Here is a 20469-nt window from a genome sequence, read left to right on the forward strand (position 1 = left end):
GAAACATATGAAACATTGAAACGGATGTATCATGAAACATTCCGACCGATGGCTGCCGCCATGTACCTGCCCCGCTCGCCCCTGCGCCACGCCGATGCCGACCCCGGCCGCCCGGTCATCTGGACCGTCAGCGTTTCGCGCCTGACCGGCCTGCTCGGCGACGTCATTCCTGAGTTCGACCGTCGCGCGCGCATCGAGCAGATCAACCTCGGCTTCGAGGAAGCGGTGGCCGTGATCGGCCAACGCCTGCGCCGGGAACACTGCGACGTGGTCATCGCCGGCGGCTCCAATGCGGCGTGGCTGCGTGGTCGGCTGGAGCTGCCGCTGGTGCCGATCCAGGCCAACGGCTTCGACCTGATGGAAGCGCTGGCGCGCGCGCGACGGATCGCCAGCCGCATCGGCCTGGTCACCCACGCCAGCGACGTACCGGTGTTCAGCAACTTCCAGCAGAGTTTTGGCCTGGAGATCGAGCACCGTCGCTTCGTCACCCGCGAGGACGCACGCGATTGCATTGCCGACCTGCGTGCCAACGGCATCGAAGTGATCGTCGGCACCGGCATGGCCATCGACCATGCCGAGCAGGCCGGCCTGCCCGGCGTGCTGCTGTACTCGGCCGATTCGGTACGGCAGGCGTTCGAACACGCCCTCGAACTGACCCAGGCCCTGGCTCGCTCCACGGGCAGCCGGCCGCCCCTGCGCCGGCGCCCGGCAGTGCGCAGCGACGCGCATGAACTGCTTGGCGACAGCGACGCGATGGCGCAGGTGCGTGCGCAGATCGCGCTCTACGCGCCGCATGACAGCACCGTGCTGGTCAGCGGCGAAACCGGCACCGGCAAGGAACTGGTGGCGCGCCAGCTGCATGCGGCCAGTGGCCGTCGTGGACGCTTCGTGGCGCTGAACTGCGGCGCGATCAGTGAGTCGCTGCTGGAAGCCGAACTGTTTGGCTACAGTGATGGCGCCTTCACCGGCGCGCGCCGCGGCGGCCGCGTCGGCCTGGTCGAAGCGGCCGACGGCGGCACCCTGTTCCTGGATGAAATCGGCGAGCTGCCGCTACCGCTGCAGACCCGCCTGCTGCGGGTGCTGGAGGAACGGGAGGTGCTGCGCGTCGGCGCCACCGAACCGACCCCGGTCGACCTGCGCGTGGTGGCCGCCACTCTGCAGTCACTGGAGCAGCGCGCGGCGACCGGCAGCTTCCGTCGCGACCTGTACTACCGGCTGGCCGCGCTGCGCATCACCCTGCCCGCGCTCCGCGCGCGACGTGGTGACATCCCGTTGCTGGCACAGCACTTCTTCCGCCAGCTGCGTGGCATCGACGCGCCGTTGGATGAGGAGGCACTGGCGGTACTGAGCGCGGCCGAGTGGCCGGGAAACGTGCGCGAACTGCGCAATCTGGTCGATCGGCTGCGCATCCACTGGCAGCCCGGTGAAGGGCTGATCGATGCGGCGCGGCTGCTGCAGCTGGCACCCGAGCTGGTGCATGAAGGTGTCGCGACGTTGCCGGTGGAAAGCAACGGCAAGCGGCCACCGCGTGCGCAGCTGGAAGCACTGCTTCGGGAACACCGGCATGATCGTGAGGGCATGGCGCAGGCGCTGGGCGTATCCCGCACCACGCTGTGGCGCTGGTTGCGCGCTGAAGGCCTGTAAAGCCGAGCCCATGCTCGGCTGATGTTCGCGCGAAAGCAGCCGGGCATGGCTTGGCGCTACAACCGCCGCCTGTCAGCGAGCAGCAGCTCGATGTCCTCCACCTGCACCACCGGTACCTGCCACGGATGATGCGGCACGATGCCCTGCTCGAAGATGCGCCGCAGCCGCTGCGGATCGCGCGGCAGGCAGAACTCCAGGCGCACGCTGTCGACCACTTCGGTGCGACCCGCTTCACCCTGCACGGGCGACGCCCCCATGCGTGGGCGGAACTGCTCGAATCCGGGCGCCGACCACCACATGCCATGCTCGTAGTCGCCGGCCGCGAGCGCATCCACCGCGAGGATGCCCTGCTTCACTGCGTCCAGCGCGGCCGATGGAACCAACACCACCACGCGGTACAGCGCCACGCGATTCACGCCGATGGCTCCAGCGGCATGCGGAAATAGACCACCCGTTCGGTCTCTTCGAAGCCGCAGGCCCGATGCGCGGCGTGAGCCTGCACGTCCTCCACGCGACTGTCCGAAGCCAGTTCGCGGCAGCCCGCGTCGCGCGTCCATGCCCGCACCGCCGCCAGCAGGGCGCGGCCCACGCCGCAGCCTTGCCACTGCGGCTGCACGTACCAGCCCTCCAGGAAGCCCACCGGCGAGGAATCGGTGCCGTTCACGTAGTCATGGCGCAGGCGCACTTCGGCGAAGCCGATCGCCTGGCCACCCGCTGCACACGCCAGGAAAACCGCACCTGCGTCCTCGGCCAGCGCCGCCACCAGCGTCTCCAGCGGATCATCGGCATCGGGCCACAGGCCCAGACGCAGCTGCGCCCACGCGACCGCATCGGCCGCCTTGGCCGGGCGGATCGTGGCCGCGCTGCCGGTCACGGGTACAGCAGGCGCTTGCTCCAGCGCCCTTCCGCACCGCCTTCATAGCACCAGCGCTCGTGCAGGCGGAACTGCGCGCCGTACCAGAACTCGATGCGGTCGGGCACCACGCGCAGGCCGCTCCAGCCTTCCGGGCGCGGCACGTCCTTGCCTTCGAAGCGCGCTTCGACCTCGGCCACGCGCGCGTCGAACTCCTCGCGGGTTGCCAGCGTCTTCGACTGCTGCGAGGCCCAGGCGCCGATCTGGCTCATGCGCGGGCGGCTGGCGAAATAGGCGTCGGCCTCGGCGTCGGCGACCTGCTCGACACGACCCTCGATGCGCACCTGGATGCCGGCCTCGCGCAGGCTGCGCCACAGGAACAGCAGCGCGGCCTGCGGATTGGACCGCAGCTCACGGCCCTTGTGGCTGTCCAGGTGCGTGTAGAAGACGAAGCCGCGCTCGTCGAAGGCCTTCAGCAGCACGGTGCGCGCCGACGGGCGTCCCTGCGCATCTGCAGTCGCCACGGTCATCGCGTTGGGCTCGACCTCGCGGCTCTGTTTGGCCTCCTCGAACAGGCGGGCAAACGTGGACAGGGCTTCGGCGTACAGGTCGCTCATGATGGCGTTGTTCTCACACGGTTTGGGCTATTGTGGCTGCATGGCCGCTGCTGCGTATATGCCCCAGGTGAAAGGATTCCCCGAAACATTGGCCGAACAGGCGCTGGACGATGCACTGTCCAGCGGTGCAGCGGTTCCAGTATTGGCGATCAGCGGCCTGCAGGGGAGCGGCAAATCGACGCTGGCCGCACAGGTGGTCGCACGCGCCCGGGCTCGCGGCCTGTGCGCGGCCAGCCTGTCGATCGACGATGTCTACCTGACCCGTGCGCAGCGCCAGCGCCTGGCGCGCCAGGTGCATCCGCTGCTGATGACCCGCGGCCCACCCGGTACCCATGACCTGACGCTGGCGCACAGCGTGCTGGACGCCGTAGCAGCGCGCCGCCCCCTGGCGATGCCGCGCTTTGACAAGCTGGCCGATGAACGCTTGGCCGAGGCGCAATGGCCGCACCTGGACACGCCACTGGACCTGCTGGTGTTCGAGGGATGGTTCCTCGGTACGCCCGCGCAGGATGACGCTGCGCTGGACGCCCCGTTGAACGCGCTGGAACGCGAAGCCGACAGCGACGGCCGCTGGCGCCACTGGTGCAACCAGGCGCTGGCCCGCGACTACCCCGCGCTGTGGCAGCGCTGCGACCGCCTGTGGTTCCTGCAACCGCCGGATTTCGCGGTGGTACCGCGCTGGCGCTGGCAGCAGGAGCAGAACCTGCAGGCCGCGCAGCCGGGCCGGCACGGCATGAGCCGGCCGCAGCTGGAGCGTTTCGTGCAGTACTACGAGCGGGTCAGCCGGCAGGCACTGCGCACGCTTCCCACGCTCGCCGACCACGTCGTGGTCCTGGACGGCCAGCGGCAGGTGCAGGCCGTGCGCTGAGCGCGGCTATTCCACCAGGAAGGTCACCCGCAGGTTGACCCGCCATTCGGTGATCTCGCCGCTGCCGTTGGTGACCACCTTGGTCTCGTTCACCCAGGCGCCCTGGATGCCCTTGACCGTCTCGGAAACCTTCTTCAGTCCGCTGCGCACCGCATCCTCCACGCTCTTCGGCGAGGAGGCGGTGATCTCGATGACCTTGGCGACCGTCATGACCTGTGCTCCGGTTGGCGCGGGAACCCCCGCAGGAATGCCCACCCTGACGTGAAGAACGTAAAGGGCAGGGCACGGAGGTGTTAGCATCAGAGGGCATGAATCCTGCTCCGAACCTGATCCTGATCGGCCCGATGGGCGCCGGCAAAACCTGCATCGGCCGCCGCCTGGCCGAGCGCTTCACGCTGGACTTCGTCGATGTCGACCAGGCCATCGTCGAGGCTGCCGGCGCCGGCATCCCGACCATTTTCGAGCATGCCGGCGAAGCCGGTTTCCGCCACCATGAACGCCAGGCCCTGGCCCGCGTGCTGGAAGGCCGCGGCCAGCTGGTCTCCACCGGCGGTGGCGCGGTGCTGGATCCGGACAACCGTGCACTGATCGCCCAGCGTGGCTTCGTGGTCTACCTGCGGGTCAGCGTGGCCGCGCAGCTGGAACGCCTGGCCCGCGACAAGGGCCGGCCGCTGCTGCAGCGCCCGGACCGCGAGCAGGTGCTGCACGATCTGGCCGCGCACCGCGACCCGCTGTACCGCGAACTGGCCGACCTCACCCTCGATACCGACCCGTACACCGCTGCCGACGCGACCGCCCAGCTGGTGGTCAAGCTGGCCACGCAATGGCAGCGCCAGGACCTGAACGCATGACTTCTCCCGCCCTGTTGCAGGTCGCCGTTGGCGGCGACCGGCCCTACTCCATCACCATCGGCGCAGGCGCGCTGGCCGACGGCGCCGCGCTGGCCGCGCATGTGCGCGGCCGCCATGTGCTGCTGCTCAGCGACAGCGAAGTGGCCCCGCGTTATCTGGCGCCGGTGAAGCAGGCGCTGCTGGCCGCGCGCCCCGACCTGATCGTCGGCGAGCATGTCCTCGCCGCGGGCGAAGCGTCCAAGACCCTGGCCGAATTCGGCCGCGCGATCGAAGCGCTGGCTGCGCTCGGCGCCACCCGCGATGCCTGCGTGTTCGCGCTCGGCGGCGGCGTGGTCGGTGATCTCGCCGGGTTTGCCGCGGCCTGCTGGATGCGCGGCGTCGACTGCGTGCAGCTGCCCACCACCCTGCTGGCGATGGTCGATTCGTCAGTCGGTGGCAAGACCGCGGTCGACATTCCGGCCGGCAAGAACCTGGTCGGTGCGTTCCATCCGCCTCGCGCGGTCATCGCCGATACCCGCGTGCTGGCCACCCTGCCGCCGCGCGAGCTGCGTGCGGGCCTGGCCGAAGTGGTCAAGTACGGCGCGCTGGGTGATGCCGTGTTCTTCGAATGGCTGCAGCAGCATGCCGATGCGCTGCTGGCCGGCGAGGATGCCACGTTGGCCGAAGCCATCGCGCGCAGCTGCCGGCACAAGGCCGCCATCGTCGAGCGCGATCCGTTCGAGAAGGGCGAACGTGCCCTGCTCAACCTCGGCCACACTTTCGGCCATGCCATCGAAACCGAGCAGGGCTACTCCGCGCCCGGCCGCGATGCGCTGAACCATGGCGAGGCAGTAGCGGTGGGCATGGTGCTGGCGGCGAAGCTGTCCACCGACCTGGGCCTGGCCGACGATGCCGACCGCGTGCGCCTGCAGGCGTTGCTGGAACGCCTGGGCCTGCCCGTGGCGATCCCGGCCGGGCTCGACCCGCAGGCCCTGCTCGGCCGCATGCGCCTGGACAAGAAGAACGTGGCCGGCCGCCTGCGCCTGGTGCTGTGGCGCGGCATGGGGCGTGCCGAAGTGGTGCCGGACGTGGATGAGGCGGCGGTGCTGAAGGTGCTGTCGGCCCGGTAGAGCCGGGCTGCGCGGCAGGATTGCCAGCCAGCGGCCGGCACGACCGCGTTGCGGCCGGGGTCACCCTGGCCCCGCTACAATCGGCCCATGCACGTCTACCTGCAACATCCCGACGCCGGTGCGCAGGCACCACGCTTCCTGCGCCTGAGCCTGCAGCCGGACCTGTTCGGCGGCTGGGAGCTGCTGCGCGAGAGCGGTCGCGTCGGCAGCCGCTCGCAGTTGCGGCGCGAGCTGTTCCTGCACGCTGACGAAGCCCTCCACGCCTTCGAGAAGGCCCGCGATGCCGAACTGCATCGCGGTTTCCAGATTCTCTCGCACGGCGACTGACGCCGCTGCCAACTTTCGCCCAAGGAATGCCCATCGTGACCAGCCCTCTCCGCAACGATCGCCTGCTGCGCGCCCTGCGCCGCGAACCGGTGGACTGCACCCCTGTCTGGCTGATGCGCCAGGCTGGCCGCTACCTGCCGGAATACCGCGCGACCCGGGCCAAGGCCGGCAGCTTCCTGGCCATGGCCAAGACTCCGGAGATTGCCTGCGAAGTCACCCTGCAGCCGCTGCGCCGCTTCCCGCTGGATGCAGCCATCCTGTTCTCGGACATCCTCACCATTCCCGATGCGATGGGCCTGGAGCTGTACTTCGTCGAAGGCGAAGGCCCGAAGTTCCGGCACCCGGTGCGTGACGAAGCCGCCATCGCCCGGCTGGCGGTGCCGGACATGGAACAGGACCTGGGCTACGTGATGGATGCGGTGCGCCTGATCCGCCGCGAACTGGACGGCCAGGTGCCGCTGATCGGCTTCTCCGGCAGCCCGTGGACACTGGCCTGCTACATGGTGGAAGGCGGTGGCAGCAAGGACTTTGCGCGCATCAAGGCCATGGCACTGAACCACCCGCAGGCCCTGCACCGCCTGCTGGAGGTCACCACCGACGCCGTGATCGCCTACCTCGGCGCGCAGCGCGCGGCCGGTGCACAGGCGCTGCAGGTGTTCGACACCTGGGGTGGCGTGCTGTCGCCGTCGATGTACCGCGAGTTCTCGCTGCGCTACCTGCAGCGCATCGCCGAGGGGCTGGAGCGCGGCGAAGGCAGCGAGCGCACGCCGCTGATCCTGTTCGGCAAAGGCACCGGCCTGCACCTGGAAGCGCTGTCGCACACCGGTGCCGATGCGCTGGGCCTGGACTGGACGCTGGACCTGGACGAGGCACTGCGCCGCACCGGTGGCCGCGTCGCCCTGCAGGGCAACCTCGACCCGACCACGCTGTACGCCTCGCCGGATGCGATCGCCGCGGCCGCCGCACGCGTGCTCGACACCTATGCCGCCGGCAACGGCGGCTCGCGCGAGGGCCATGTGTTCAACCTTGGCCACGGCATGTCGCCGGACATGGACCCGGCACACGTACAGGTGCTGGTCGACGCGGTGCACGCGCACAGCCAGCGCTGAGCATTCCGCAGGCCATCACGGCGCGACCTTGATCGCGCCGTGACCCGCAGTGCGCGATCATGGCGGCCCCCATGCTGCACCGGCCGCACGCCATGCCCACATCGTCATCGACCTACAACCGCCACCGCCCCCTGCTGTGGCTGGTGTCCCTGGCGATCTTCATGCAGATGCTGGACTCGACCATCGTCAACACGGCGCTGCCGGCGATGGCGGCCAGCCTGGGCGAGAGCCCGCTGCAGATGCAGTCGGTGGTGTTCAGCTACGCGCTGGCGGTGGCCACCTTCATTCCCGCCTCCGGCTGGATTGCCGACCGCTACGGCACCCGCCGCACCTTCCTGGTGGCGATCATCCTGTTCACCCTCGGCTCGCTTGCGTGCGCGCTGGCCCAGCACCTGCACCAGCTGGTCGGGGCGCGCGTGCTGCAGGGCATCGGCGGCGCAATGCTGCTTCCCGTGGGCCGCCTGGCAGTGATGCGTTCGGTGCCACGCGAGGATTTCCTGCGCGCGATGAGCTTCATCGCCATCCCCGCGCTGGTTGGCCCGCTGATCGGCCCCACGCTGGGCGGCTGGCTGGTCGAGATCGCCTCATGGCACTGGGTGTTCCTGATCAACCTGCCGATCGGCGTGATCGGTTTCATCGCCGCGATGAAGATCATGCCCGACCACTACGCCAGCCATCGCACCCGCTTCGACCTGCGTGGCTACATCATGCTGGCCTTCGCGATGGTGGTGCTGTCGCTGGCGCTGGACGGCATCTCCGGCCTGGGTACGCCACATGCGCTGGTGATGCTGATGACCGTGGCCGGCCTGGCTGCGCTGGTGGGTTACTGGCTGCACGCCGCCAACTCCACCGCGCCGCTGTTTTCGCTGGCCCTGTTCCGCGTGCCCAGCTACCGCATCGGCATCCTGGGCAACCTGTTCTCGCGCATCGGCAGCAGTGCCATGCCGATGTTGATCCCGTTGCTGCTGCAGGTCGGCCTCGGCCTGGGCCCGATGAACGCCGGCCTGATGATGGTGCCGGTGGCGGCGGCCGGCATGGTGTCGAAGAAGCTGGCGGTGAAGCTGGTCGAGCGCTATGGCTACCGCCGCGTGCTGATGGTCAACACCGTGCTGGTGGGCCTGGCGATGGCCAGCTTCATCCTGATGACACCGGGCCAGCACCTGGCCTGGCGCCTGCTGCAACTGGCCTTCTTCGGTGCGGTCAATTCGCTGCAGTTCACCGTGATGAACACCGTGACCCTGCGCGACCTGGACCGCGAATTCGCCAGCTCCGGCAACAGCCTGCTGTCGATGGTGATGATGCTGGCCGCCGGTTTCGGTGCCGCAGCCGCCGGCAGCCTGCTGGCCGCGTTCGGCAATCACCTGGACAGCAACAGCGCCACCGCAGCACTGCACGCGACATTCCTGTGCGTCGGCGCGATCACCCTGACCTCGACGATGATCTTCTGGCAGCTGCCCGACACCAAGCCCGAACCGCGGCAGGTCGAGCACGTCGCGGAGTGAAGGCGTTCGGCAGGGCCTGCGGCCCTGCACCCGCGGTAGTGCCGGCCGCTGGCCGGCAACAACAACAGCGAGCATTCCGTGGGTTGGCGGGGCGGTGTGGGCTTGCAGCACACGCCGTAAACCCCGCTCCGCGGTCCGGCCCAGCCGCTGGCGGCTGGGCGTTCGGGTGCTCGCGAAGCAGTGCTTCGCAAGCAAAGCGCCCTCCCCCCTGGGGGCTCGATGGCGCCATCCATGGCGCCAACGGTCCTGCAAGCCCACACCGCCCCACCTCTGACAGATTCACGCGGCTGTGGGTAACAGCGACTGTTGGAACGCGCGGTTGTTGGTAGGTGTCGACCTTGGTCGACACATCTGTCAGATCTCGAATTCCAGATTGGGGTCAGAGCCCGTTGCGCAGCAACGGGATCCGACCCCGTGCTCCGACAGATCGCGGAAAACTGTCGAAGGCGGGGTGGGTCCGGTTGCGGGAGTGTCCGCGGCATGGATGCCGCGGCCAAGCCCCCATGGATGGGTTCACGGCGTCTCCCGCAACCGGATCCACCCCGCCATCCCACAGGAAGCCAGCTTTTGCTTCTGCTGTTGCTGTTGCTGTTGCTGTTCCTCCGGCTTGCAGCAGGTGCAGGGCCGCAGGCCCTGCCGAACTCCCTACCTGCCCATCACCCTGGCAATCGCTTCCACCAGCAGCTCGCCGGTCACCGGCTTGCGCAGGAAGCCACCGATGCCGACCGCTTCCACCTGCTGCTGCAGGTCCGGGTCGGTCCGTGCGGTCACCGCCAGCAACGGCAGCATGTAGCCCTGGTTGCGCAGGTGCTGGGCCAGCTCGAAACCGCTCAGGCCCGGCAGGTCCAGGTCCAGCAGGCCGACGTCGAAATCGCCCGCACTGATCTCGCGCAGCGCCGCCAGCGCATGGCCGGCGTGCACCACCTCGTGGCCACGCGCGCTCAGCAGTCCGCGCACCACATCGGCCACGGTGGCATCGTCTTCGACCAGCAGCACCCGCAGTGGCGGCACGTTGGCCGCCTCGTCGCGATGCCCGTCGGCGGCGCCCTCGGCATCACTGTCCACCACCAGCGGCAATGGCAGGGTCACGCCGAAACAGGTGCCCCGGCCCAGCTGGCTCTCCACCTGGATGCGCCCCTGCATCGCGTGCGCCAGCTCGCGGCAGATGGCCAGGCCGAGGCCGCTGCCGCCGTACTGCGCGGCGGTACGTGCACCGTCGGCCTGCTCGAAGCGGCGGAACAGGCGCTGCTGCTGTTCCTGGCTGATGCCGGGGCCGGTGTCACGCACTTCGAAGTGCAGTGCGCGCAGTTCGCCATCGCAGCGCGCGTGCAGGGTGATGGTGCCACGGCTGGTGAACTTCACCGCGTTCGACAGCAGGTTGAGCAGGATCTGCCGCACGCGCATGGCATCGCCGGTGGCCTGCAGCCCCGGCGGCAGCTGGTTGTCGAGGGTGAAGCGCAGGCCCTTCTGCGCGGCCAGCGGGCCCATCAGGGCCGCCAGGTCGTGCAGCAGGCCGTTCAACGCAAAGGTCTTCGACTGCAGCTCCAGGCGACCGGACTCGATCCGCGCCAGGTCCAGCGCATCGTTGACCAGGTGCAGCAGGTGCTCGCCGGCATGCCGGATCGACTGTGTGTAGCCGCGCTGTTGCGGGTCCAGTGGCGACGCCAGCAGCAGCTCGCTCATGCCCAGCACACCGGTCATCGGCGTACGGATCTCATGGCCCAGATTGGCCAGGAAACGGGTCTTGGCCGCTGAAGCCTGCTCGGCGAGTTCCTGCTTGTGCAGCGCCAGCTGGTAGGCGTGGCGCCGCTGCAGGCGGCGCCGGTACAACCAGGCGAACCAGCTGGTCAGCAGCAGCCCGACCGACGCCAGCACCAGCAGGCCGGACAGGCTGCGCCACCATGGCGGCTGCACGCGGAATTCCAGGCTCTGCACCCGCGACCACACGTGGTCGGCCGACCGGGCCTGCACTTCCAGCCGGTAGCTGCCCGGCGCCAGGCGCGAGAACAGGCGCTCGCCGGCCGGGCCGACTTCGACCCAATCGGGGTCGTAACCGGCCAAGCGGTAGCGGTAGGTATTGGACGCCGAGTCGGCGAAGGACAGCAGCCGCGCGACGATGCGCAGGTCGCGGTCGCCGTCGGCGATCTGCAACGGCGCATCGTGGGTCATGTCCAGCACCTGCTCGTTGCGGCGCACCTCCACCCGCTCGATCACCAGCGGGGCCCGACGCACCGAGGGCCGCACCTGCTCCGGGTCGAACACCACCGCACCTGCCGCCGTTCCGGCCACCAGATGGCCGTCGCCCGCCGCAATCAAGGTGTGGTCGCGGAATTCCTGGCTCGGCAGGCCGTCGTGCACGCCATACAGGCGCACGCTCTGCCCATCCGCACTGACACGCACCAGGCCGCGTGCGCTGGTCGCCCACGCCACGCCCTGTGCATCGACCACCAGGCCGGTCGCGGAGATTGCCGGATAGCCCTGCTCGGCCCCCACCACCGCCTGTCGTTCCAGGCGCCCCTGGCTCCAGCGGTAACGCGACAGTCGGCCATCCTCGGACAGCCAGACCTGGCCATCCCGGCCCACGTGCAGCGCGTGGATGGCGGTTGCCGGCGCACCCGGCACCGGCTGGAAGCGTTCGCTTTCCGGCAGCCACTGCAACAGGCCGCGACTGCTGGCCAGCCAGATGTGGTCCTGCGGTCCGCATTCCACGTCGAGGTTGAGCTGGCCCTGCTGCAGCCCGCGCTGGCCATTGTCCAGCTGGCGCCGCAGGTGTCCGTCAAGGTCGCGCTGCTGCAGGCCGGCGGGCAGCATCAGCCAGAGGCTGTCGCCGTCACAGGTCATCATCGATTCGATGACCCCTTCCATCGCCGCATCAGCACCGGCATCACGACCCCAGCGACGCAGCTCGCGACGCTGCGGGTCATAGCGCACCAGTGCGTCGTTCGATCCAATCCACACCTGCCCGCGCCGGTCCTCCCTCACCGAGGTCAGCCAGTGCATGCCGTTGACCCAGGTGCGGTGCTGCTCGATCCGGCCCGTCTTCGGATCGAAGCGATCCAGCGCACCGTGGCTGCCCACCGTCCAGACGCCGCCGTTGCTGGACGGGCTGGTGCCCAGCACCAGTGCATTGCGCAGCGAGGCGGGGTCGTCCTCCAGGCGCGACAGCACCGAGAACTGCCACCAGCGCGGCAACAGGTGCCACAGGCCGGCGTTGGTGCTGGCCAGCCAGATGCCGCCTTCCCGATCCTCATAGGCACCGGTCCAGTTCGGCCGTACCGGGCCGCGTGCGATGACGCTGTACAGCGGCACGGTCTGGTACTGGCCATCCACCGCACGTCCCAACCCGGTGCGATTGTCCAGCCAGTGCCCACCCTGCTCGTCGCGCAGCATCATGCCCAGCACCTGCTCGCCCGGTGGCAGCTTCCACGGCGGTGCCTCGAAGCGGCCGTCCGGGCGGCGCACGGTGGCCCCGGCCATCGTGCTGATCCACAGGCTGCCGTCCGGCTCGGTGGTCAGGCCGTTGATCAGCAGGCTGGGAATGATGTCCGTACCGACGCGCTCGAAGTCGGTCCCGGTCCAGCGCGCCACGCCATGCTTGGTGCCGATCCACAGGCTGCCATCAGGCAGCGTGGCCAGATAGGGCACCGACGACGACGGCAGGCTGCGCGGATTGTTCGGCTCGGGCAGGAAGCGCTGCAGGCGGTCCTGGCTGTCCAGGCGGTACAGGCCGCCCTCGTGGGTGCCGAACCAGATCGAGCCGTCGGGCGTGCTGGCCAAGCTCCAGACCGTGTTGGTGCCCATCAGCGGCTGGCTGCTGCGGTCGTAGAAGTGCAGCTGCCTGCGGTCGGCCGACATGCGTACCAGGCCTGCGTTCTCGGTGCCTATCCACAACTGGTTGCGGGCATCGACCAGCACCGTCCAGATGCGGTTGTCACGCAGTCCATCCTCGGAACGCCACACCCGGTAGGTACGCCCGTCGTAGCGGGCCAGGCCATCGTTGGTGGCGATCCACAGGTAACCGTAGCGATCCTCGGCCATGCGGTTGACGGTATTGGACGGCAGGCCGTCGAACACCGTCACCTGCCGTGGGCTGGGCGGCACCGGCTGTGCCGCAACGGGCAACGCGCAGCACAGCAGGACCAGCAGCAGCATCGCCGCCCGCAGATACACCACCGATTGCCTCCTCACGCTGGTCCTGATGATTCCCGCGCCGCGGGCGTCGGCATGGTAAACCGAAAGTCGCACCGTTCACGCCCGGCGCCGGCGCGGTCACGCAGTCGCCTGTCGCTTCGCACGCGCCTGGGCGATGGCCGCCACCAGCAGGTCGCCGGTCACCGGCTTGCGCAGGAAGCCATCGAAGCCAGCCGCCAGCACCTGGGTTTCGGCATAGGCATCGGAACGGGCGGTCACCGCCACAAGGGGCAGGTCATAGCCCATCGTGCGCAGCTGGCGGGCGATGGCCGTACCATCCAGCGCGGGCAGATCGAGATCGAGCAGGCCCACGTCGAAGCCGTCGGTGGCGATCTCTGACAACGCGCCCAGGCCGTGCAGCACGTGCACCACCGTGTGCCCGCGCACGCGCAACAGGCCGGCGATGACCTCGGCCACCGTGGCATCGTCCTCCACCAGCAGGATGCGCAACGGTGGCAGTACCGGCAGCACTGCCGCCTCGCCCGCCGGGCTGACGGCCTGCCGCGTCCAGGGCAATGGCAGGCGAACGCGGAAGCGCGCGCCCCTGCCGGGCTGGCTGACCACATCGATACGCCCGCCCATCGCCACCGCCAGCTCCTGGCAGATCGCCAGCCCCAACCCACTGCCCCCGTAGCGCGAGGCAGTGCGCGGGCCGTCAGCCTGCTCGAAGCGATGGAACAGGCGCTGCTGCTGCTCGGCATTGATGCCCGGGCCGCTGTCATGCACTTCAAAGCACAGCCCGCCCTTTTCTTCCAGGCGGACGGCCAGGCCGACGTGGCCACGTTCGGTGAACTTGATGGCGTTGCCGAGCAGGTTCAGCAGGATCTGGCGCACCCGCATCTCGTCGCCACTGACCGTGATCGGCCCGGGCGGGTCCTCGCCGCGCCGGAATTCCAACTGGCGCTGCTGCGCCATCGGCTGCATCAGGCCCTGCACCTGGTCGAGCAGTTCGCCGAGGTCGAACGGGCGCAGGTCCAGTTCCAGCCGCCCGGCTTCGATGCGGGCCAGGTCCAGCGCATCATTGACCAGCCGCAGCAGGTGGCTGCCGGCCTGCTGGATCGAGCCGGCATAGCTGCGCTGTACCGGGTCCAGCGGGGTGGCCAGCAGCAGTTCGCTCATGCCCAGCACGCCGGTCATCGGCGTGCGCACTTCGTGGCCAAGCGTGGCCAGGAAACGGCTCTTGGCCTGCGAGGCCTGTTCGGCCAGCTGTTGCTTGTGCACCGTCAACTGCCACTGCTGGCGACGCCGCAGCCGCGCCCGGATCGACCAGACCAGGATCACCAGCAGCAACGACCCCAGCAGGATGTAGCCGAAGATCGCCATGCCGCTTCGCCACCACGGCGGCAGCACCTTCACCTGCAACTGCTGCGAAGGCGTCCACGCGCCCCGGGCAGTCGCGGCCTGTACCTCGATGAGGTAGCTGCCGGTCGGCAGCCGCGACAGGGTGCGCTGGCCATCACCGCCCTGCTCCACCCAGTCCTGGTCGTAGCCCTGCACGCGGAACCGGTAGCGGTTGCCCTGCGGGCTGGCGTAGGACAGCAGCCGCGCATCGATCTGCAGGTCGCGGTCATCCGGCCCCAGCAGCAGGGTGCCGGTGAGCGGCAACGGCTGCCAGCCGCGGGCGTCGTCGCGGCGCACCCGCACTTCGGCGATCACCAGCGATGACGCCGGCAGCACGGTGTCGTCGGCGTTCACATCGAAGGCAACCAAACCGGTCTGGGTCACCGCCAGCACGCGACCATCGGCGTTCACCGCCGGTGGCCGGCCCGTGAACTCCGCGTCGGACAGGCCGTCGCGCTCGTTGAACTGCTGCAGGCGCCGCGTCTTCGGATCCCAGCGCAGCAGGCCGCGCGGCGTGGTCGCCCACAACTGGCCGTTGGCGGCCAGGGCCAGCCCCCCCATGGTCAGCGGTGGCACGCCGGCGCCGCCGTCGATGCGCTGGATCAGGCGCAGGCTCATGCCGTCCCACTGGTAGCGCTCGAAAGCGCCTTGGCGCGCCAGCCACAACTGCTGCGGATCGATCCACACCAGGTCGTAGATCGGCCCCCGCGATACGCCCGGCACCGCCTCGAAGCGTCCGGCCTGCTCACGCCAGATGCCCATGTCACCCATCACCCACGGCCGGCCGTGGGCGTCGAAGCGGATCTGCTCGATCGGCGCATCGGCGGTACCGCGGAAATACTCCAGCGGATAGCGGTGCAGCAGCCGGCCCTCTGCACTACGCTGCTGCAGTTCCAGGCCCATCACCGACACCCACACCGTACCGTCAGGGGCCTCGCGCATCAGATCGATGCGCTGGCGCAGGTCGGCACTGCCGTCGATCCGCAGGTCACGCAATGCACCGGAGGCCGGATCGTAGAGGGTGATGCGGCCGCCGCGCCCGAGCCACAGGCGACCGTCCGGGCGCGGCAGCACCGACCACACCACGCCGTTGCCCAGCTGCCGATCGGTGGCCAGCAGGCGCAGCGTGCCCTGCGCATCCAGCTGGTAAACCCCGCGCGCCGAGCCGACGTAGTAATTCTTCCCGTCGCTGGCCGCACTCAACAGGTACTGGCTGTCCAACGGCTTGCCGTCGAGCTGGTTCCAGATCGAGAAGCGCCGCCAGTCCGGTGGCAGATAGGCCAGGCCCTGGGTCAGCAGGGCCACCCACAACCCACCCTCGTGATCCTGCAGCAGATCCAGCACACCGCTGTGCGCGGTCAGGAAGCCACTGCCGCGGTCGCCCTCCAGCCGGCGCAGCGCGGCCGCGTCGCCCCGCAACAGGCCATCGGAGGTGCCGGCCCAGTAGCCCCCCTGGCGATCGGCCAGCACCAGCGCCGAGCGCAGCTGGGCACTGTCGGCCCATCGCGGGCGACTGACCCGATCCTGCGCATCGATACGGTACAGCCCGTCGTTCTGGCTGCCGACCCAGATCGAACCGTCCGCATCACGGCTCAACCGCAGCACGCTCAGCGTTCCCAGCTGCGACGCGGCCACCGGCTCGAATCCGCTGCCATTCCATCGCGCCACACCGGCTTCGGTGCCTACCCACAGGCGCCCCTGCGCATCGACCAGGCTGGTGAAAATGCTGTTGCTGGGCAGCCCATCCGGGTGCGCTGGATCATGCGTGTAGAGGCGCACGCTGCCGTCTTCGCCCAGGCGGCAGACGCCGTGGTTGTTGGTGCCGATCCACAGTGCATCGTCGACATAGGCCAGTGCCCAGAACTGCCCCTGGCAGGTGGCATTGACCTTGTCGAAGGTCCGGAAGCGCTCGCGGTCGGCATCCAGGCGGGCCACGCCCTTGCCGTTGATGCCCACCCAGACGCGGTCCAGCGGATCGATCAGCAGGGTCTCGATTTCGTTTCCCGGCAGCGCGCCCGGCTGTTCCGGGTCGTGCTCCCAGACCCGCAGGCTGTTGCCGTCGTAGCGGGCGAGCCCGCCATCGGTGGCGACCCAGATATGGCCCTGCCGGTCCTCGGCCAACGCCACCACCATGCGCGACGGCAAGCCTTCGGCGGCACCGAAGCGGCGCAGGCGCGGTGTTTCTGCGATATCCAGGGTCGCAGCCGCCGTGGCCAACGCCATCAGCAGCAGTCCCATACCCGCGATGCCACGGCACCACCGGCGCCAGCCGCTCGTCATCCTGAACCCCCTGTCCTGGCCCGATTGTCACACAGGGCCGGGTTCATGGCTGCAACAGCCTGTTTCCAGCGATGGCGCCACCACGAACTGTTGCAGCCATGTACGCAACGTTGTCGGGGGGCTGTGCGTATGATCGCAGCGTCCCCTTCCGGAGCCCGCCATCGATGCGTCCCTGCCTGGCCCTGCTGCCGATGCTGCTCGCCACCGCTCCTGCCTGGGCGGCCGCTGATACCTACCGCCTCGATCCGGTGCATACGCGGGTGCTGTTCTCGATCGACCATGCCGGCTACTCGCAGGCCATGGGCACGGTGTCCGGCAGCGAGGGCCGCGTGCTGTTCGATCCCGACAACTGGCGCGATGCGACCGTGGAAGTGGACATTCCGGTGTCGCGACTGGACCTTGGTGACGCCAAGTGGAACCAGGCCACGCTGGCGCGCAGCCTGCTCGACGGCGAGCGCCATCCCACGGCACGCTTCGTCTCCCATCGGGTGGAACCGATCGACGCCCGACACGCGCGCGTGATCGGCACGCTGACCCTGCGCGGGGTCAGCCAGGAGGTCACTCTGGAAGTGACCTTCAACGCGCTCAAGCGCTATCCGCTCCCGCCGTTCCGGCGCACCGCCGGGTTTTCCGCCAGCACCACGCTGAGCCGGCGCGCGTTCGGCATCACCGCCTGGCCGGGCGTCATCGGTGATGCGGTGCAGGTGCGGATCGAGGCCGAAGCCACCCTCGACCGCAACGACGCCCCGGGAACTCCGGCTCCTGTTTCCCACTCCGACCACACGACGGCCCCCAAGGACCCTTCATGACCGCCAAGAACACCCCCGCCGCGTGGGGAAGTGTCAGCCAGATCCTGCATTGGTTGATCGCACTGCTGATCCTCGCCCTCGGCGTGGTCGGCCTGACCATGGGCGAACTGCCCAAGACGCCCAAGTACTTCTGGGTGTACACCGCGCACAAGTCGATCGGCATCACGGTACTGGCCCTGGTGCTGTTCCGTCTCGGCTGGCGCCTGTATGCCGGTGCGCCGAAGCCGGTGCCGGGCGTGCCCAGCTGGCAGGAGCGCATCGCCAGTGCCACCCACGTGCTGCTGTACGTGCTGATGTTCGCCATTCCGCTGTCGGGCTGGTTGTACGATTCGGCCAGTGGCCTGCGGCCGTTCCGCTGGTTCGGCCTGGTTGACGTGCCCAAGCTGAGCGCTCCGGATCCGCAGGTCGTCGCGGTGTCCCATGCCCTGCACGAATATGGCTTCTGGCTGCTGATCGCGGTGGTGCTGGCACATGCCGGCGCTGCCTTCTACCACCACCTGTTCCAGCGCGATGCAACACTGTCCCGCATGTTGCCACGCGGTTGGCTCGCCTCCCCTCAGAAGGACTGACCGATGAACCTGAAACTGACCACCCCGGCCGCTGTGGCCGCCGCCCTGGCCGGCATGCTGGCCACTGCCCCGGCGCTCGCCGCCGACTATGCGCAGGCCCCGGGTGCCGGCTCGATCCTGGTGTTTGCCACCAAGTACGACGGTGAAGTGTTCACCGGCAGCTTCCCCGGCTTCGCCACCAAGCTCAGCTTCGACCCGGCCAATCCGGCCGCCGGTTCGCTGGACGTGGTGATTCCGCTGGCCGGGGCCAAGAGCGGCAACAGTGACCGTGATTCGACCCTGCAGGGCGCCGACTTCTTCAATGTCGGCAAGTTCGCCACGGCGCGCTACACCGCCAAGGGTTTCCGCGCGGTGGGCAACGACCAGTTCGCCGCCGATGGCACGCTGGAACTGCGCGGCGTCAGCAAGCCGGTCACGCTGACCTTCACCTGGAAGCCGGGCACCCAGCCGGTGCTGACCGGCAAGGCCACGGTCAAGCGACTGGACTTCGGCGTCGGCGGCGGTGACTGGGCCGACACCAAGACCATCCCGGATGAAACCGCGATCAGCACGATCGTGAAGTTCGACGCGAAGTAAATCGCGTCTGGACCGGGCATTGCTACGCATTGGGTAGTGCCGGCCGCTGGCCTAGCATCACCGGGAACAGAGGGGTTACCAGCGGCCGCGGCACTACCGGTCGGCGGCCAACCACGCCTGCACCGTGGCCGCGTCGAACGGCCAATCCAGCTCGCGGTCGCCGCGCTCGTCACGCAGTACCGGCACCCGCGCGCCGTAGCGGGCCTCCAGCGCGGGCTGGTCATCCAGGAACACCGATTCGAACTCCGGCGCCCGCGCCCTGGCCAGCTCGGCCAGGGCCATATCGCACAGGTGGCAATCGTCACGCTGGATAAGGATCAACACCGGCCGGGCTCCCGTGGCGGAAATGCTGCGCCGCAGCCATGGAACTGCGGCGTGAACCGCTAGAATAGCGGTCTCTTCCGGTACCCGCAGTACGGCAACCATGGCTGTCAGCACGTTCGACGTTTTCAAGATCGGCATTGGCCCGAGTTCCTCGCACACCGTCGGGCCGATGAAGGCCGCCGAGCGATTCATCCATCGCTGGCTGCTCGACCCGGGCCGCCTGCACGAGGTCGCGCGCATCCGCGCCGATGTCTACGGCTCGCTGGCGCTGACCGGCCGCGGCCACGGCACCGACAAGGCGATCCTGCTCGGCCTGGAAGGCCAGCGGCCGAACCTGATCGACCCGGACATCATTCCGGCCACGCTGGAGCGCATCCGCAGCAGCAAGCGCATCCAGCTGATGGGCCAGCACGAGATCGCCTTCGACGAGAAGCGCGACCTCGGCATGAACAAGCGCCAGAAGCTGCCCTACCACACCAACGGCATGCGCTTCACCGCGTACAACGCCGAGGACGAAGTGATCGCCACCCGCGATTACTACTCCGTCGGGGGTGGCTTCGTGGTCAACCAGGACGATGCGGCCGATGACCGCATCGTGCCCGATGAGACCCCGCTGCCCTACCCGTTCAAGAGTGGCGACGAACTGCTGGCGCAGACCGCGCGCAGCGGACTGAGCATCGCCCAGCTGATGTTCGAGAACGAGAAGTGCTGGCGCAGCGAAGACGAGATCCGTGCAAACCTGCGCGAGATCTGGAGCGCGATGCAGTCCTGCGTGGCGCGCGGCATCCGCGAGGAAGGCGTGCTGCCCGGTGGCCTGAAGGTCGGCCGTCGTGCACCGGCGCTGTACCGCGAGCTGTCGTCGAAGCCGGAAGCGGCGATGCGCGACCCGCTGACCACGCTGGACTGGGTCAACCTGTATGCGCTGGCGGTGAATGAAGAGAACGCGGCCGGCGGCCGTGTAGTGACCGCGCCGACCAATGGCGCCGCCGGCGTGCTGCCGGCGGTGCTGCATTACTTCGATCGTTTCTGCCCCGGCGCCAATGAGCAGCGCGTGTTCGACTTCCTGCTGACCTCGGCGGCGATCGGCATCCTGTACAAGGAAAACGCTTCGATCTCCGGGGCCGAAGTGGGCTGCCAGGGCGAGGTCGGCGTGGCCTGCTCGATGGCCGCCGGCGGCCTGGTCGCGGCCCTGGGTGGCAACCCGAGCCAGATCGAGAACGCCGCGGAGATCGGCATGGAACACAATCTCGGCCTGACCTGCGATCCGATCGGTGGCCTGGTGCAGATCCCCTGCATCGAGCGCAACGCGATGGGTGCGGTGAAGGCGATCAACGCCTCGCGCATGGCGATGCGCGGTGATGGCAAGCACAAGGTATCGCTGGACAAGGTCATCAAGACCATGCGCGATACCGGCCGCGACATGCAGGACAAATACAAGGAAACCAGCCGCGGTGGCCTGGCGGTGAACGTCATCGAGTGTTGAGGGCGGCCGGCTCCGG

At 68.9% G+C, this 20469-nt stretch carries 18 protein-coding genes; 11 read left to right on the plus strand and 7 right to left on the minus strand.

Features of this window, described 5'->3' with window-relative positions; genetic code table 11:
• The first annotated feature begins 60 nt into the window (after positions 1-60).
• A complete protein-coding gene (gene prpR / locus NSQ78_RS16345; RefSeq protein ID WP_064239678.1) occupies positions 61-1644 on the plus strand; it encodes a propionate catabolism operon regulatory protein PrpR in 1584 nt (527 codons plus the stop codon).
• Positions 1645-1700: 56 nt separating this feature from the next.
• On the opposite strand, the gene NSQ78_RS16350 is transcribed toward prpR, so the two are convergent.
• From NSQ78_RS16350 to pdxH, 3 genes are read right to left on the minus strand one after another with little or no spacing between them, the layout of a single operon-like run.
• Positions 1701-2060 carry a hypothetical protein gene (locus NSQ78_RS16350; RefSeq protein WP_057493473.1) on the minus strand — a complete coding sequence of 120 codons (360 nt, stop codon included), beginning with the start codon at positions 2058-2060 and terminating at the stop codon, positions 1701-1703.
• Complete coding sequence (aac(6')-Iak, locus tag NSQ78_RS16355) at positions 2057-2518, minus strand: aminoglycoside N-acetyltransferase AAC(6')-Iak (RefSeq protein ID WP_064239013.1); 462 nt, start codon at positions 2516-2518, stop codon at positions 2057-2059. Before aac(6')-Iak ends, NSQ78_RS16350 begins: the two co-directional genes overlap by 4 nt.
• A complete protein-coding gene (gene pdxH / locus NSQ78_RS16360; protein WP_057493475.1) occupies positions 2515-3114 on the minus strand; it encodes a pyridoxamine 5'-phosphate oxidase in 600 nt (199 codons plus the stop codon). The genes aac(6')-Iak and pdxH overlap by 4 nt, the downstream gene beginning before the upstream one ends.
• A gap of 40 nt (positions 3115-3154) precedes the next feature.
• Between pdxH and NSQ78_RS16365 the strand changes: the two genes are divergently transcribed.
• Positions 3155-3982 carry a kinase gene (locus NSQ78_RS16365; protein WP_057493476.1) on the plus strand — a complete coding sequence of 276 codons (828 nt, stop codon included), beginning with the start codon at positions 3155-3157 and terminating at the stop codon, positions 3980-3982.
• A gap of 6 nt (positions 3983-3988) precedes the next feature.
• On the opposite strand, the gene NSQ78_RS16370 is transcribed toward NSQ78_RS16365, so the two are convergent.
• Complete coding sequence (locus NSQ78_RS16370; protein WP_005410663.1) at positions 3989-4192, minus strand: dodecin family protein; 204 nt, start codon at positions 4190-4192, stop codon at positions 3989-3991.
• A 98-nt stretch (positions 4193-4290) separates the two neighbouring features.
• Between NSQ78_RS16370 and NSQ78_RS16375 the strand changes: the two genes are divergently transcribed.
• The 5 genes from NSQ78_RS16375 to mdtD all read left to right on the plus strand — a co-directional run bounded on the left by NSQ78_RS16375 (position 4291) and on the right by mdtD (position 8880).
• The gene (locus NSQ78_RS16375) at positions 4291-4833 is read left to right on the plus strand and encodes a shikimate kinase (RefSeq protein WP_049468779.1); all 543 of its coding nucleotides are present in this window, start codon (positions 4291-4293) and stop codon (positions 4831-4833) included.
• On the plus strand, positions 4830-5942 hold the full coding sequence (aroB, locus tag NSQ78_RS16380; protein ID WP_064239014.1) for a 3-dehydroquinate synthase: 1113 nt from the start codon (positions 4830-4832) through the stop codon (positions 5940-5942). The genes NSQ78_RS16375 and aroB overlap by 4 nt, the downstream gene beginning before the upstream one ends.
• Positions 5943-6029: 87 nt before the next feature.
• Complete coding sequence (locus tag NSQ78_RS16385; protein WP_064239015.1) at positions 6030-6269, plus strand: WGR domain-containing protein; 240 nt, start codon at positions 6030-6032, stop codon at positions 6267-6269.
• 26 nt (positions 6270-6295) lie between these two features.
• Positions 6296-7378 (plus strand): uroporphyrinogen decarboxylase, encoded by a 1083-nt coding sequence (hemE, locus tag NSQ78_RS16390; RefSeq protein WP_064239016.1) that lies wholly within the window; start codon positions 6296-6298, stop codon positions 7376-7378.
• A 92-nt stretch (positions 7379-7470) separates the two neighbouring features.
• Positions 7471-8880: a multidrug transporter subunit MdtD gene (gene mdtD / locus NSQ78_RS16395; RefSeq protein ID WP_103282599.1), complete on the plus strand. Its 1410-nt coding sequence runs from the start codon at positions 7471-7473 to the stop codon at positions 8878-8880.
• A 645-nt stretch (positions 8881-9525) separates the two neighbouring features.
• On the opposite strand, the gene NSQ78_RS16400 is transcribed toward mdtD, so the two are convergent.
• Both NSQ78_RS16400 and NSQ78_RS16405 read right to left on the minus strand, forming a co-directional pair.
• A complete protein-coding gene (locus tag NSQ78_RS16400) occupies positions 9526-13053 on the minus strand; it encodes a hybrid sensor histidine kinase/response regulator (RefSeq protein ID WP_149901971.1) in 3528 nt (1175 codons plus the stop codon).
• 96 nt (positions 13054-13149) lie between these two features.
• Complete coding sequence (locus NSQ78_RS16405; RefSeq protein ID WP_064239018.1) at positions 13150-16692, minus strand: ATP-binding protein; 3543 nt, start codon at positions 16690-16692, stop codon at positions 13150-13152.
• 164 nt (positions 16693-16856) lie between these two features.
• On the opposite strand from NSQ78_RS16405, the gene NSQ78_RS16410 reads away from it, so the two are divergent.
• The 3 genes from NSQ78_RS16410 to NSQ78_RS16420 are packed head-to-tail and all read left to right on the plus strand — an operon-like array spanning position 16857 to position 18646.
• Complete coding sequence (locus tag NSQ78_RS16410) at positions 16857-17501, plus strand: YceI family protein (RefSeq protein WP_053506781.1); 645 nt, start codon at positions 16857-16859, stop codon at positions 17499-17501.
• Positions 17498-18070 carry a cytochrome b gene (locus NSQ78_RS16415; protein ID WP_049465672.1) on the plus strand — a complete coding sequence of 191 codons (573 nt, stop codon included), beginning with the start codon at positions 17498-17500 and terminating at the stop codon, positions 18068-18070. The genes NSQ78_RS16410 and NSQ78_RS16415 overlap by 4 nt, the downstream gene beginning before the upstream one ends.
• A gap of 3 nt (positions 18071-18073) precedes the next feature.
• Positions 18074-18646, plus strand: coding sequence for a YceI family protein (locus NSQ78_RS16420; RefSeq protein ID WP_021202032.1), 573 nt, complete (start codon positions 18074-18076; stop codon positions 18644-18646).
• 93 nt (positions 18647-18739) lie between these two features.
• On the opposite strand, the gene NSQ78_RS16425 is transcribed toward NSQ78_RS16420, so the two are convergent.
• Positions 18740-18970 (minus strand): glutaredoxin family protein, encoded by a 231-nt coding sequence (locus tag NSQ78_RS16425; RefSeq protein WP_053461085.1) that lies wholly within the window; start codon positions 18968-18970, stop codon positions 18740-18742.
• Between the two features lie 100 nt (positions 18971-19070).
• On the opposite strand from NSQ78_RS16425, the gene NSQ78_RS16430 reads away from it, so the two are divergent.
• Positions 19071-20453 carry an L-serine ammonia-lyase gene (locus NSQ78_RS16430; protein WP_024956918.1) on the plus strand — a complete coding sequence of 461 codons (1383 nt, stop codon included), beginning with the start codon at positions 19071-19073 and terminating at the stop codon, positions 20451-20453.
• Positions 20454-20469: the final 16 nt, after the last annotated feature.

It is taken from the genome of Stenotrophomonas sp. FSL W7-1447 (assembly GCF_037966425.1).
In the GTDB taxonomy this organism is placed as follows: domain Bacteria; phylum Pseudomonadota; class Gammaproteobacteria; order Xanthomonadales; family Xanthomonadaceae; genus Stenotrophomonas; species Stenotrophomonas pavanii.

Coding starts and splice junctions, on each gene's coding strand:
- NSQ78_RS16365 (WP_057493476.1), top strand. CDS start 3,155: ATGGCCGCTGCTGCGTATATGCCCCAGGTGAAAGGATTCCCCGAAACA.
- NSQ78_RS16375 (WP_049468779.1), top strand. CDS start 4,291: ATGAATCCTGCTCCGAACCTGATCCTGATCGGCCCGATGGGCGCCGGC.
- NSQ78_RS16415 (WP_049465672.1), top strand. CDS start 17,498: ATGACCGCCAAGAACACCCCCGCCGCGTGGGGAAGTGTCAGCCAGATC.
- NSQ78_RS16410 (WP_053506781.1), top strand. CDS start 16,857: ATGCGTCCCTGCCTGGCCCTGCTGCCGATGCTGCTCGCCACCGCTCCT.
- NSQ78_RS16420 (WP_021202032.1), top strand. CDS start 18,074: ATGAACCTGAAACTGACCACCCCGGCCGCTGTGGCCGCCGCCCTGGCC.
- hemE (WP_064239016.1), top strand. CDS start 6,296: ATGCCCATCGTGACCAGCCCTCTCCGCAACGATCGCCTGCTGCGCGCC.
- mdtD (WP_103282599.1), top strand. CDS start 7,471: ATGCCCACATCGTCATCGACCTACAACCGCCACCGCCCCCTGCTGTGG.
- pdxH (WP_057493475.1), bottom strand. CDS start 3,114: ATGAGCGACCTGTACGCCGAAGCCCTGTCCACGTTTGCCCGCCTGTTC.
- NSQ78_RS16405 (WP_064239018.1), bottom strand. CDS start 16,692: ATGACGAGCGGCTGGCGCCGGTGGTGCCGTGGCATCGCGGGTATGGGA.
- NSQ78_RS16430 (WP_024956918.1), top strand. CDS start 19,071: ATGGCTGTCAGCACGTTCGACGTTTTCAAGATCGGCATTGGCCCGAGT.
- NSQ78_RS16385 (WP_064239015.1), top strand. CDS start 6,030: ATGCACGTCTACCTGCAACATCCCGACGCCGGTGCGCAGGCACCACGC.
- aroB (WP_064239014.1), top strand. CDS start 4,830: ATGACTTCTCCCGCCCTGTTGCAGGTCGCCGTTGGCGGCGACCGGCCC.
- NSQ78_RS16370 (WP_005410663.1), bottom strand. CDS start 4,192: ATGACGGTCGCCAAGGTCATCGAGATCACCGCCTCCTCGCCGAAGAGC.
- prpR (WP_064239678.1), top strand. CDS start 61: ATGTACCTGCCCCGCTCGCCCCTGCGCCACGCCGATGCCGACCCCGGC.